General features: G+C 42.0%; 9 protein-coding genes. 7 read left to right on the forward strand and 2 right to left on the reverse strand.

The features are described from left to right. The first annotated feature begins 1 nt into the window (after position 1). From ACOMA8_RS07885 to ACOMA8_RS07895, 3 genes are all read left to right on the forward strand, one after another. Complete coding sequence (locus ACOMA8_RS07885; protein WP_421369846.1) at positions 2 to 952, forward strand: sigma factor regulator N-terminal domain-containing protein; 951 nt, start codon at positions 2 to 4, stop codon at positions 950 to 952. A gap of 323 nt (positions 953 to 1,275) precedes the next feature. Then, entirely contained in the window at positions 1,276 to 3,564 is a 2,289-nt protein-coding gene (locus ACOMA8_RS07890; RefSeq protein ID WP_421369848.1) for a glycoside hydrolase family 65 protein, read from the forward strand. Positions 3,565 to 3,692: 128 nt separating this feature from the next. After that, a complete protein-coding gene (locus tag ACOMA8_RS07895; RefSeq protein ID WP_421369850.1) occupies positions 3,693 to 5,876 on the forward strand; it encodes a glycosyl hydrolase family 65 domain-containing protein in 2,184 nt (727 codons plus the stop codon). Positions 5,877 to 6,074: 198 nt separating this feature from the next. Here ACOMA8_RS07895 and ACOMA8_RS07900 read toward each other — a convergent pair whose 3' ends face one another. Together ACOMA8_RS07900 and ACOMA8_RS07905 are read right to left on the reverse strand one after the other, a co-directional pair. Continuing rightward, on the reverse strand, positions 6,075 to 7,661 hold the full coding sequence (locus tag ACOMA8_RS07900; RefSeq protein ID WP_161898829.1) for a response regulator transcription factor: 1,587 nt from the start codon (positions 7,659 to 7,661) through the stop codon (positions 6,075 to 6,077). Positions 7,662 to 7,710: 49 nt separating this feature from the next. After that, positions 7,711 to 9,396 carry a sensor histidine kinase gene (locus tag ACOMA8_RS07905; protein WP_421369853.1) on the reverse strand — a complete coding sequence of 562 codons (1,686 nt, stop codon included), beginning with the start codon at positions 9,394 to 9,396 and terminating at the stop codon, positions 7,711 to 7,713. A 270-nt stretch (positions 9,397 to 9,666) separates the two neighbouring features. Between ACOMA8_RS07905 and ACOMA8_RS07910 the strand changes: the two genes are divergently transcribed. From ACOMA8_RS07910 to ACOMA8_RS07925, 4 genes are all read left to right on the forward strand, one after another. Beyond that, positions 9,667 to 10,614, forward strand: coding sequence for an ABC transporter permease (locus ACOMA8_RS07910; RefSeq protein ID WP_421369855.1), 948 nt, complete (start codon positions 9,667 to 9,669; stop codon positions 10,612 to 10,614). Between the two features lie 69 nt (positions 10,615 to 10,683). Next, positions 10,684 to 11,550, forward strand: a complete 867-nt coding sequence (locus ACOMA8_RS07915; protein ID WP_421369919.1) for a carbohydrate ABC transporter permease — start codon at positions 10,684 to 10,686, stop codon at positions 11,548 to 11,550. Between the two features lie 36 nt (positions 11,551 to 11,586). Continuing rightward, on the forward strand, positions 11,587 to 13,173 hold the full coding sequence (locus tag ACOMA8_RS07920; protein ID WP_161898832.1) for a type 2 periplasmic-binding domain-containing protein: 1,587 nt from the start codon (positions 11,587 to 11,589) through the stop codon (positions 13,171 to 13,173). Between the two features lie 198 nt (positions 13,174 to 13,371). Then, positions 13,372 to 14,007, forward strand: coding sequence for a YesL family protein (locus ACOMA8_RS07925; protein WP_421369857.1), 636 nt, complete (start codon positions 13,372 to 13,374; stop codon positions 14,005 to 14,007). Positions 14,008 to 14,337 lie beyond the last annotated feature (330 nt).

Raw genomic sequence — 14,337 nt, forward strand, 5'->3', positions numbered from 1 at the left:
GATGGAAAAGTTGGATGTAGAATTTGAAAAATTGGCCCGTAAGACAAAACGAAAAAGAACGATAACTACAATACTGATTTCAATAATTTGTGCAGTAATTATTTTTTGTGGCGGAATCTTTGGAATCGAGTATTTGAGTGGGCAACATCGGCAACAATTGATTGAGAAAGTCGGTATGGAAATTCAAATCAATTCACCTAATGTCCAAACCAAGGGGTGGTCATTTTCAAAAGACTCACTTTTTGGAGGGACAGTGATACATGACAGCTATAAGAATATCAATGGCTATTATGTGAAGTGGAGCAATATTTCTTCTAAATATTCATGGTTGGGAGCGGACTTTGGTGGCGATAGATCAGATATGATTTACAATCAAACTAGTAAATTCGATATGGATGAGGAAAGTTATCAAAAAATTGCTCATTTTTACAATAGAAAATTAACAGGGAACAATAAAGAGCCAGAGCAGCAAATTAAAGAATTATCAACGATGACGGGGTATGTCGGTGAGCTAGCGGTTACCTTCGATAGAGACTATACGTACCAAGAAATATTGTCATTGATCCCTGATAATTTGATGATTAATTGGTACTGGTTAGGGGTCGCTGGTAAAGATGATCCGAATCTAAGCGATGAACAGGGCTACTTTGGTATCCAAGCAGAAGACACTGAGGGAACCCTGACCAACGAACAATACGATGAATTTCTTCGTGTCGCCAATAAGTATGGCAACCTAAAGGAAAATGAAGGAACAAAGCGCTCACCATTATTGCGTATGCTACCAACTGTGACAAAGGAGTACAAGACACTTGCTGCTACAAAGTTTGCGGGGGTTATCTTGACTGGCAATACCGAAAATTTTGCGCAAATCAGCAACGCCCCATGGATACACGCGTCTTCCATCGGTGCTACGGTTCAGAGACTCCCATATATTCAGTCAGCCAAACAATGAATCGCTGCCGCTTTTCTGGAGTAAAAAAAACGATAGATTACAAATATCGGCTCAAACGAGGACTGTTTGAGTCGTTTTTTTATACTGTTGAATGTACTTTACTTGCAAGGGATTTTATCTCTAGAATAAATTTTTCGAAAGAGCTGCAGCTAAAGTGTTGAGTTTTGCTTCAGTTAAATACCTTTGTTTGAAATCACGGAAAAGTACAGGGTGCATCGACAATCCCGACTTTTGAATTGCCATTCCCGACATCTGCTTTTTAAAGAATTGTCTGGCGGTGTTACTATTCGTAAACTGAAGAAAAACAAAGGAGTGTGGCAAGGATGGGGAAAATCGCTGATCGATATTTTGAAGTCAACCCTTGGGTAATAAAAGAGAGGGGCTTGGATTCGGCCTATAATGAGGTTGCGGAATCAATTTTTTCTTTAGGCAATGAATATGCCGGTGTTCGTGGCTATCATGAGGAAGGAACGACAGATGCTAGCTTGTTGGGCAGCTATTTTAATGGAATTTACGAAAATGGTCGACATTTAAATCGAGTTCAATACAAGGGGATTGTGCAGCGAATTCATTTTATGGTAAATACTGTCGATTGGTTGTACACCAGAATCCGACTAGATGGCGAAGCAGTAACAATCGGTCAAAGTCACATCACAGACTTTAGTCGTGAATTGGATTTGCGCAGTGGCATTCTGACTAAGAATTATGTGGTGACGTTGTCTAGTGGCAAAGCGGTAAAATTATCTTTTCGTCGTTTTTTGCATATGGAAAAAGTAGAAAATATGTTCCAAGAAATCACTGTTACCCCTCTTAACGAGCCAGTCACACTGGAAATGAAATTGGGAGCAGACTTTAAAACCAAACATTTCGGAGAAGATTATCGGTATTGGCAGATTTTAGAAAAGAAAGTCCTGCCTCAAGGTGGCGCAATTTTGGGGGAGACCAACACTACCAAACAGACGCTGTTGTCAGCCTTCACGCTGGATTACTCGCAAGTACCGGATCAAGTAGCTGATATCGATGAAGAATATTTTGTCGGAAAACAGCTCACGGTTTCTTTGGAACCGCAGCAAGAATTTCTTGTACGAAGACACGCAGTGAATATTGCTGAAAAAAGTGGCAAGGGTCAGAAGGATTGGGTTAGTGGACTTGATACGGTAGAAGAAAATTTCAAGTTGACTTGGGAAACAGCTCAAACTTCCCAACGAGCCTATTGGAAGCGGGTTTGGCAAAATGAAGATATTGAAATCGTGGGAGACGAGGCACAGCAGCAGGGCATTCGCTTTTGTATTTTTCAATTGAATCAAACCTATCATGGACAAGATCCTCGTAACAATATCGGTGCTAAAGGATTGACCGGTGAAGCCTACAGTGGACATGCTTTTTGGGATACGGAGACCTGCTGCCTGCCTTATTACCTGTTTTCAAACCTGGAAGCCGCTAAAAATCTTTTGGAGTTTCGTTATCACACACTGGATCAGGCCCGTAACCGTGCCAAAGAACTTGACTGCCAAGGGGCCTGTTATCCTATTGCCACATTAAATGGAAATGAATCCAGCGATTTGTGGCAACATGCTTCTTTGCAATTCCAGCCAAGTTCTGGGGTGGCTTTTGCTATTTGGCACTATAGTAAATTTGCCGATGATCGTGCATTTCTCTATCGTCACGGCTTAGAAATGCTTTTAGAAATCAGCAGATTTATGGTGAGTCGAGGGGATTGGGATCAAAACGGCGAGTACTTTGGGTTGTGGTCTGTCATGGGTCCAGACGAATTTCAGATGATGGTCAATCATAATACTTACACCAATCTGATGGCCAAGTTCAGTATTGACTACGCACTGGCTTTGCTGAAAGAAGTGCAGCAAAATAGCCCAAGAGACTATGAAGCCATCCTAGCTAAGACGGCAGTGACTGAAGAAGAATTAGCACAATGGCGTCGTTGTTCCGATCACATGAAGATCATTCAAACTGAAACGGGACTCTTTGAACAACACGAAGGCTTTTTCCAATTGCCGCATGTGGATATCCACAAGATTCCAATTACCGATTTTCCTTTGTATCATCACTGGTCATATGATCGAATCTATCGAAACGATATGATCAAGCAGCCAGATGTTCTAATGTTTTTGTTCCTGCTTAATCAGCATTTCACGACTGAAGTTAAACGAGTCAATTATGATTTTTATGAGCCAAAAACGATTCATGAGTCCTCATTGTCTCCGGCAATTCATTCGATTTTAGCAGCTGAGCTTGGAAAAGAGTCAGAGGCCAATTCATTTTTTGAATTCGCTACTCGGATGGATCTTGATAATTACAATCGCAATACAAGAGAAGGGTTGCATACAACGTCGATTGCCGGTGCTTGGATGAATATCATTTATGGGTTTGGTGGTGTCCGTAGTGACGCTGACAAGTTAGTAATCGCGCCGACGATCCCACAAGATTGGGACAGTTATTCTTTCCATCTTCATTATAAAGGGGCCCATCTTTTCATAGCCGTCACAAAGGCTGACTATCGTATCGATATGATGGACAAAGCTGAGCTATCAATCCTTCTGCAGGGCAAAGAGGTTCTTTTAAAAGAGGGGAGCAATACCTTCAACTGGGGATAAGAAAAGGCGTGAGGCTTGAATTTGATGGCCAAAATCAACAATTCACAGTTAAGAAGAGAAAATCCTAGTCTCAAAAAGCAAGTCCATTATCAAAGAGCAATAATGGACTTGATAGAAAGGAGCAGAAGATGCAACATATTTTGACGGAAGATGGCTTTCAGCCGGAAGCTGCGGTGCATTTTGGTAACAAATTTTTGGTAGCAAACGGATATTTGGGTGTCCGAGGAACTTTGGAAGAATACACCAAAGAGGAATTAGCTGCAATCAATCTTGCTGGTTTATACGATCAGGTTCCAGATAAGTGGCGTGAACCAGTCAATGCGCCGAATCCTTTCTTTACGTTCATTCGTGTAGCTCAACAACTGGTGAGCGTCAAAACGCAGGTGCCAGTAGCCCACAGCCAAAGTCTGGATCTATATACAGCTATCCACCAGCGACGTTCAGAGTTTGCTGTTAAAAACAACCACATTACGATTGAAGCCAAACGAACAGCTTCAGCGGCAGAAGTCCACACTTTATTGCTGGATTACCAAGTAACCGTTACAGAAAAGACGACCTTGGAGATTGTTACCGGAATTGACGGAGACATTTGGGATATCAATGGTCCCCACTTGCAGGACTATCAGATGGAATCTGGTCAGATTTTACAGCTGACAGCTGCGACTCAAGAAAGCGGCCAACAGGTTTCTGTTGGGGAAAAAGTTTTTAGCGAGACGCCGCATGAAGAATATTTCACTGTCGATCAAAAACACTTATTACGACATTTGTCATTCAAACTGGACGCAGGTGAGACGGTCAAAATCAGTAAATTGATTAAGATCTACCATTGCGGTGAGCAACAGAATCCACAAAGAGCATGCCGAGAAAGTTTGGTAACAGCGACAGCAAAAGATATTCAACAAGCTTGGGAAGCCCACAAAAAAGTTTGGCAAGCACGTTGGGCACTGACAGATGTAGAAATTGCCGGTGATGAGGCGGCAGATTTTGCCTTGAGGTATAGCCTGTACCAGCTACAAATTATCGCTCCTCATCATTGCAGCGGACTATCCATTCCTGCCCGCGGTCTTTCCGGACAGACCTATAAAGGTGCTGTCTTCTGGGATACAGAGATGTTCATGATGCCGTTCTTTTTGCATCATGATTCAGAACTGGTCCGAAATCTGTTACAATATCGGATTGACAGTCTGACTGAAGCACGAAAAAAAGCCGCTTCATACGGCTATCGCGGTGCATTTTTTGCTTGGGAATCTCAAGAAGGCGGCTTTGATGCTACTAGTGATTACAATGTGGTAGATGTTTTTACTAAACGCCCACAGAGGACTTATTTTAAAGACAAGCAGATCCATATTTCTGGCGATATTGTCTATGCCCTAAAACAGTATTTTCAATATACAGGTGATGATCAACTACTACTTGCAGGTGGTTTGGAATTAGCATTGGAGGCTGCCCGTTTCTATTTGTCTTACTTATATTACAAGCCGGAAAAGGACCATTATGAATTGATCGATGTTCTCGGTCCAGATGAGTATCATGAGCGGGTGTACAACAATGCTTACACCTCTAAGATCGCACAGTTTACGATGACAACCGCACTTCAGTTGACCGAAGAGCTGAGGAGTCGTCACCCAGAAGTAGTGACAGAGCTTTTGGAGAAACTAACTTTTTCAGAGGATCTAGCCGCATTAAAAATCATGGCACCGAAGATATTTGTACCCAAACCGGCTGCTTCTACTGGACTGATTGAGCAGTTCGATGGCTATTTCAAACTGGAGGATACTCTTCCAAAAATTCTGAAACAGCGCTTGCTAGACCCTAAAGAATACTGGGGCGGGGCTTATGGAGTGGCCAGCGATACGCAAGTCATTAAACAAGCAGATGTAATTATGCTCCAGTACTTATTCAGCAATGAGTACACACAAGAGGAGCTGACCAAAAATTGGCAATATTACGAGCCTCGAACTGAGCACGGGTCATCCTTGAGTGCGTGTATCTATGGGTTAACAGCTTGCTTGATTGGAAAAGAGGAGTGGGCTTACGACTATTTCATGAAGACAGCAGAGGTAGATCTAACCGGTGAAAGCAAAAGCTTCGCTGGTGACTTATATATTGGTGGGACGCATCCAGCAGCCAACGGTGGGGCTTGGATGGTAGCAGTTCTAGGTTTTTGTGGGCTGAAGATCACCAAAAACGGGATTCAATCACAACCACGACTGCCGCAAAAATGGCGACAAGTAAGTTTTAAGATTTGCTATCAAGGGCAAACTTACCAGATTAACTGTAGCCACGAGGGCAGTCAGATGACAATTATCTAATCAAAAAGCAAAGATAAGTCAGGTTTAGCTCTTTTGAAAATGTACTACAAAACCAAAAAAGACGAACAACAGCACATCAAATTGGCCGTTGTTCGTCTTTTTTTAGTTCATTGCCCCAAAAACCTGCAGCTCGGCATCAGGCTGGAAAAACTTCATGCGCTTGCTATCCTCAGCTTATGAACTACGCCAGACACGACACTAGCCGACTGTTTCTTGGGGGCTGTTGCGGTATTCTACCGGTGTAATGCCAACTTCTTTTTTGAAAATTTTAGTGAAATAGGAATAGTTGTCATAGCCTACTGCACTAGCAATCTGATAGATAGGTTCGTCGGAGTGTAGTAACAGACTCTTGGCTAAGCCTAATCGTTTTTCGGTGATATAGCTTACCAGGGTCTGACCCGTCTCTTTTTTGAAGACGCGTGCCAAGTGGTCTTCGCTTAAATAGACAATCTCTGCCAATGCTTTACGGTTCAAATCCTCGGTAAAATGCTTGTCAATATAAGTGATTAAAATATTGGCAATCGATTGTTTGGATTCGGTTAAACGAATGTAGTCGCGAGCGGTATCAAAATAATAAGTCAAGTACTCTAGAAAAGCCTCTAACGAATTGTAACAACGCTGTAAACGATAGTCGTGCTGGGGATTTTGGAAAAGCTTATGGGCTAAAATTCCTTTTGAATCTAAGAAGATTCCAGTTTTCTGAGTGATATCCAAGCGCAGACTTTTTAGGACACCTGCGGCTACCAATCCTTGGAACTCAAAGGTTTTGATTTGATCTGCCAGCTCACTGCGAATTTGGCAAGAATCTGCGCTCAGTAAGAGATTGGCAGTTTCTATCGGTATCTCGTGATAGCTTGGCAGCTCCGGCAAACTGCCTCGAAGTAGATATAGACTTTGCGCGTGACCAACCGTTTTTTCCAGAAAGCTATACAGAAGTTTGGTCTGAGGCAAGATAGTCTCCAAGATAGCTGTTTCTCCGGCTACAATCTGGATATCATGTTGGGTAATTTCAGCCAATCGCTCCCGAAAGAACTTGAGCTTTCCCGGTAAATCTGCACTTTGACTCTGAGGAATTTTCAACAGCAGAAAATATTTTTCAGCGCAGTTGTCTAACTTGAAGAGTGCGGCTAAGCGGTAAGGGAACTCCATCTGCAATAAATCATCTACTGCTGTTTTTAGTAGTTCGCTCCAAGTGATTTCGCTGGCAGAGAGTTCAGAAAATGCTACTTTCAAACTGATAATTAGTGGTAATAAGCGTTGATCAGGTTCCAACCGAATACTCATCTTTTGGATATCATCAATAAAGGAGGCTTGTTGTTCTGCTGTCCGCTGCGGCTTTCGCAGGTGATCATACCAGAAAGTCCGTTCCAACAGATAGCGGTCATTCGGATTCAAGATCGTGGTCTGCTTTTTATCTAGAATTTTACGGACAGCCTTTTTAATGATCAATTCCAGTTTGTCGTATTCAATAGGTTTCAGATAATACTCAAAACTCTCCAACTCGATGGCTTTTTGTGCATAATTGAAATCGGCATAATTGGTCAAAAAAATCGCCTGAACATCATACTTTTCTTGCCGAATCCAGGAAAGCAGCTCCAAACCGCTGCCACGGGGCATTTCAATATCACTAATCAGCAAGTCAATTCGCTGATCTTTAAGTACAGCTTGTGCTTGTTGCATGTTAAAGGCGCTGAAGACCTGCTGAATTCCGAGGTCTGCCCAATGGATTTTTTCTTGTAAGGCTTTGATGATATACCGGTCATCGTCCACTAACAAAATATTCATTTCCTATTTCTCCTCCTGAGTGATGTAAAATGCTGGAACGAGCGGCTGGTTAAGCGTCAGCTGAAGGTTCGGAAAGATCCTTAAAAGGAATGACTAGCTGTATCCAAGTGCCATGTCCTTTTTGATTTTTGAAAGACAGCTTGTATTTGGAACCATACAATAAATCCAAACGTTCCCCGGCATTTGTCAAGCCAACGTGTTTTCCCTCTGGGGTGACTAGCGATTTACGCTGAGTAAGCTTTTCTAGAACTTCTGGCGGAAAACCGTAGCCATTGTCCTTGATGGTGACAGCGTAATGGGACTTTGCCTGATTGGCAAATCCAACGTCAATGTCGATGACTAAGTTTTCATCGACGGTATAGGAATGTTTGACGGCATTTTCGATAAAGGTTTGCAAAATTAGTGGTGGAATAGCAGCTTGCAACAGATTTTTATCTAAGCGTAGATAGGTTTTCAAGCTGTCACCATAGCGTAGTTTTTGTACTGTCAAATAGTCTTCGATATGGCTCAGTTCATCGGCTAAGGGAACAAAATCTTGATTGGATTGAAAGAGGTACCGCAGATATTTAGAGGTGGAGAGAGTGAGCTCCTCGATTTCATGGTAGTTCTCTGTTTGGACCATGCTGTGAATGGTCGAGAGGATATTTAAATAAAAATGCGGCTGAATCTGTGTTCGTAAATAATTCAGTTCCATCCGTTTTTGTTCCAGCTCAGATTCGTAAACATTGATTCTAAGATTTTGCATCTCTCGTACCATGCCGGTAATTTGATCATTGGCATTGTCCAGTTCAGCGATTCCTTCGTCGATTAAAAGGACGGGTTCTTCATTGGAGATCCGAATCAGCCGGTCGGTAAATCGTCTCACTGGTCGGATTACTCGTGTCTGAATATAAAAGAGCATAAACAACGACAATCCGCCGATCAAAATCGGTAGCAGTAGCATCAAAAGCTGTAACAGAATCATATTCTTGAAGGCAGATGGATAGTCAATCGCTACAAAAACGTCAAAAGGCAGCTGCGTGTCGGTTTTGTGAAAGGTCAATATGGGGTTGCCGAAAAGAAGATTAGCAGCACCGACACCAGGATTTTCAGGCCTTGTAGTAGTTACCATTCCTCTATCCCCGACCTCAATAGTCTTTAAGGGAGCTAATATTTTTTCAGTTGCTACCACTGCATAAATGGTTTTTCCTTCGTAATTGACGCTGCGATAGAGATACTCTTCATTGTAAAAAGTCACTTTGTCCCAATTATTGCTAGCGCCACTGGTAGTGATTTGACGCTTGGGTTCTAAAAAAAACTTCTCCAGCTGCTGATAGGCACTGTAATCGATATGGATAGCCGAAGCATTGGTAAATCGCTGATTATCGGCAGTAGATACCAGAAAGGTCCAATCGACATTGGTTGAGTACATAAAATCAGTAACCCGAGTGCGAAGCTTGCGCAAGCCAGTGTCGAACTCGTTGTGGTTAGTACTTTTTGAAATTTCATCAATGGAAGGCTCATGAAGTGCACTCCAAAATAGGAAGTGATCCACGGCATTCAACTCTTTTTGCAAAGACCCAGCATAGATTTGGACGGAGCTTGAGAGTTGGTTGATGTTTTGTTTATGAATTGTACTGATACTTAAAAAACTCAAGATAAAGTTAATAATCAAAATCGGAATTAGCAAGATAATCAGCATCTTAGCGTAATAATCGATGGAATGACTGGAATTGGTGATTTTGATATTCTGCATGCGTTTTCACCTCTCTTCTTATTATACTGTATTTCACTTTGGTGCCGGTTGCACTTTTACGACAGCTTTTTGTCAGTTGTCGGAATTGTACACAATGAATAGTAAGCGGATTCACATCATGACGGAATTCTGCCTGAGAAGGCTATTGATTGTTCTATATCCTAAAATGCTGCCCCGCTATAATCAAAAGTGTAAAAGGGAGTCGGCGGACTGGCTAGTGTAATAACGGCCTGCTGATTGAAAAAGAGGAATAAGGAGGAGACAAAGTTTATGGAAAAGTCGATTCGTCCGGCTGTTGAAAAAAAGGGCTTCAAAGATTTGTATAAGCGTAAGATCAAAGGCAGCATACCATTATATGCCTTATTGCTGCCATCCCTGATTTTGCTCATCGTGTTTGCCTATGTACCGATGGGAGGGCTGATCATCGCTTTTAAAGACTACTCACCGGCACTAGGAATTTTGAAGAGTCCTTTTGTAGGGATAAAGCACTTTATTCAGTATTTCAATTCGTTTCAGTTCGGAGTCACTTTAAAAAACACCTTGAAAATTTCTATTTACAGTATTGCTGTGGGATTTCCACTGCCGATCATCTTAGCCTTGATCTGTAATCAGATTCGTTTGGAAAAATTCAAGAAATTCTTCCAGGTAACGACCTACTTGCCGCATTTTATTTCTACGATGGTGATGTGTGGGATGCTCTTATTGTTTTTATCCCCCAATAACGGTTTAATCGCAAATGTTTTGAAATTGCTAAACATTGATATGCCGAATCTGATCTCTAATCCGAGTCGTTTTGCATCAGTCTATGTTTGGAGTGATGTCTGGCAGCATGTCGGCTGGGACAGCATTATCTATTTGGCGGCTTTGTCGGCGATTGATCCTACGTATTATGAGGCGGCAACGATGGACGGAGCTACTCGGCTGCAAAAGATCCGCCACATCGATATTCCGCTGATTATTCCTACTGCAATGATTCTGTTGATTTTGCGGGCGGGCGGTATCTTGAATGTCGGATTTGAAAAAGTCCTGCTGTTACAAAACCCTCTAAATCTGCAAGGTAGCGAAATTATTTCAACCTATGTGTATAAAGTCGGAATGCAAAATTTCCAATACAGTCTTTCTACTGCAATCGGTCTGTTTAACACTGTTGTCAATGTCATCGTTTTGGTTTTCGTCAACTGGCTCTCCCGCAAGACGACCAAAACCGGTTTGTTCTAGGGGGTGCAGAATATGGAAATGACGAAACCAACCAAGAAAGCTTCTGTCAGCAAGTGGCGGAAAAAGCCAATGAAGGAACGAATCTTTGACGTCATCATTTATGGCAGTTCCATCTTATTAATTTTATTGATTGTCTATCCTTTATGGTTTGTCATCATCGCTTCTTTCAGTGACCCAGCAGATGTGGCTAACGGAAATGTCTGGTTTTGGCCGAATGAATGGAAGCTGGATGGGTACAAGGCGCTGTTTCAGCAATCATTGATCTGGCGGAGCTACTTGAACACAATCCTTTATACGATGGTAGGTACAGTTTTCGCACTGATTGTTAACATTCCTGCTGGCTACGCCTTATCACGAAGCGACCTCTATGGGAAAAAATACCTTTCTATCTTTTATGTGATCCCAATGTTTGTCAGCGGGGGCTTAATCCCAATTTATTTGACGGTCAAACAAGTTGGACTGCTGAATAATTTTTGGGTGATGGTGATTCCTTTTGCAGTCTCCAGCTACAATATCATCGTTGCCAGGACCTTTTTTGGTAACAGCATTCCTGAAGGCTTATGGGAGGCTGCACAAATCGATGGTTGTAGCACTTTCCGCTACTTTCTCAGTATTGTAATTCCTTTATCAAAAGCTATCTTAGCAGTTATTGGTTTGTGGACGGCGGTAGGAATTTGGAATTCTTGGTTTAATGCATTGATCTATTTGACAGATGAAAATTTGCAGCCATTGCAATTGATTTTACGGCGTTTGCTGATTACCAATCAAACGCTGCAAAGTCAGGCTACCGGTAGTCTGGCTTCGGAACTCAGAGCGACTGCCGATATGATGAAATACGCCGCCATTGTGGTTTCAACCGCTCCTATCATGATGCTCTATCCTTTCTTGCAGAAATACTTCAATCAAGGGGTCATGATCGGTGCGATCAAAGAATAATCCATTATATAATTAATTATCTAGGAGGAAGAAAGAATGAAGAGAAAAATGGGCGCTTTTTTGACAGCTGCAGCGGTCTTGGCACTGTTGGCTGGGTGTAGCAGTGGTTCAGGAGACGATGCAGCCAAAGATAGTGATACAAAGAGCAGCGGTTCCGGCGGGGAAGCGAGCTTTAAAGTGGCTACTGTTCGTTGGGCCGATTGGGGAGATGACTTTCAGAAAGGCTTTTTGGCAGACAGCGCCAAAGATGCTGGGGTTAAAATTAATTGGGATGTCTACTTAAATGCCGATTGGGCTGACAAAAAATCTGTCTTACTGGCCGGTGGAGATCTGCCTGATGCCTTTTTAGGCTCCATTACGCTGAATGATGCCGAAATCGCTCAAAACCAGGCGATGTTTATTCCCTTAGAGGATTACATCGAATCAAGCATGCCAAATCTGAAAGCAGCGATGGAAAAAGAACCTAAACTAAAAGCGTTGATTACCTCACCAGATGGACACATTTACAGTCTACCTAAAAAATTGCCAATGCGTCCGCTGATTGATAATCAATTGTTTATCAATCAAAAGTGGCTGGATAATCTCGGGTTGGAAATGCCAGACACCTATGAAGACTTTATCAAAGTATTGACGGCCTTCAAAGAACAAGATGCCAATGGAAACGGTGATGCAAACGATGAGATTCCTTACGGGGCAGGAAATGCTGACCCAACATTTAGTTTCATTCTGCCCTTTGACAATCGTCGTGGACAAGACCAAACCTATGAAATGTCTCTGAAAGATGGCAAGCCGGTCTACCTACGCACAGAAGAAAGTTACAAAGAAGGGATTGCCTGGATGCATGACGCATATGCTAAGGGACTGATTGATCCAGAACTCTATACACAAGACCAGTCCATGTCTGATGCGAAACGGATGGATAAAAATGTGTCTCTTGTAGGTGTTTCTGTTGGATGGACAGCTGATGCAACATTTGGTCTGCATGCAGATGAATACGTGGCTTTAAAACCATTAAAAGGTCCTGATGGGGAACGGTATGTCTTTTCAGATCCAGACCATTACAACTATGGTCGCAATGAGTTGATGGTTACTACAGCTTGTAAAGATCCAGAAGCATTACTGAAATGGGCAGATTCTCTGTACACAGACGATGCAAGTATCCAAACTTACTATGGATCTTTCGGTGTAGGCACTGAAAAAGACGGTGACAAATACAAAGTTTTGCCTCCACAGGGGGAAGAATCTGCTGACTCTTGGGCGTGGATCAATTCGTTGCGAGATTTTGGACCAAAATATGTTGAAGATGGATTCAATGACAAAGTTGAAATCGATGATACACAAGGTGATGGCTTGAAATTGAAGCTGGATGCTGAAATCAATCAGTATGCATTGCCTGCTTTTCCAAATGTCAACTACTCACCTGACGAGTTGAATCGGTTGTCTGCTATTTACGTAGATATCAGTTCTTATGTGACCCAAATGGCTTCTAAATGGGTTGTTGAAGGCGGAATTGATAAAGACTGGGATGACTATCTCAAACAATTGAAAGCAATGGGCTTGGATGATTTCATGAAGATTCAAAACGATGCCTACGATCGCTACCAAGAAGCAATCAAAGGTTAGTGTTAGTATCGATAGAAATAGGGGAACTGCGGGTACCCTATTTCTTACATAGCAAAAATTTCGGGGAATATCTCGAGAAAGCAGAGTTTAAAAAGTGTGTAAAAAATGAGCTATGAAAAAAATGCAGAATAGATGCGATTACGAAATGACCGGCAATGCAGCAAATGGTAAGGATAGCTATGAAAGGAAGAAATCACTATGACTAAACTTTTTAATGTGGAGAGACCTTTGATGCGACTGCTGGCTCGAATCACGGATTTGGTGTTACTGAATCTGCTCTTTATCGCGACCGCACTACCATTGGTGACGATTGGAGCAGCTTGGAGTAGTCTTTTAGCAAGTTGGCAGCGAATCCTACGAGGACAAGAAAATAGCGTGACAGTCAATTATTTTCGGTTATTTCGGGAGAACTTGAAGCAAGGCACCATTTTGTGGGGAATCATCTTAGTGCTCAGTGGTACATTCTTTTTGGATTACCTGCTGCTACAACAAGTTACTGGTGGACTACGACTGTTAGGCTTGTTTGTTTTGATGCCTTTTGTTTTCTTGTTGCTGGCATTGTCATCAATCTGCTTTGCCTATATCGGCCGTTACCAGGACCCCCTCAAACAAATCGCTAAAAATGCACTGGCAATTTTGGTGAATTTTTTTCCGCAGATTTTACTCGTGAGCGCGTTCAATGGGCTGCTTATTTACGGCGCAGTCAGTTCGCCGGAGCGGTTGCTAACTGCTATTTATATCGCCACGTTTTTCGGGTTTTCACTAGCTGCCCTTTTAAACAGTGTGATCATGAAGACAGTCTTTGACCGCATTGAAAAAGCTACCAAAAAATAAATTTGATGAAACGAAATTAGGTTCTCACAAAAGCAGTACTGTTATTGTAACAGGCTGCTTTTTTATATGCTGCACTTGATATGACAATTCAAGATATTAAAATAAGAAAGATCATGTATATAAACTTGCTAGTCTATCATACGAATAATTCAAAAGGAATTAAGCTGATAAAAATATATGAATGATTAGTGAAATGTCAAAAAAAAGATGATAATTTCAGGAACAATAAATAGATTCTGATTTAAAAGCCTAGGAGGGAACTCTTACGCTTTTTTAGTGCCTATAGGAGAATTGTCTAAACCTGATTTGAAGGCTTTCAAAATTGTAATA

Source organism: Enterococcus infantis (assembly GCF_049166715.1).
Taxonomy (GTDB): Bacteria; Bacillota; Bacilli; order Lactobacillales; family Enterococcaceae; genus Enterococcus_C; species Enterococcus_C leclercqii.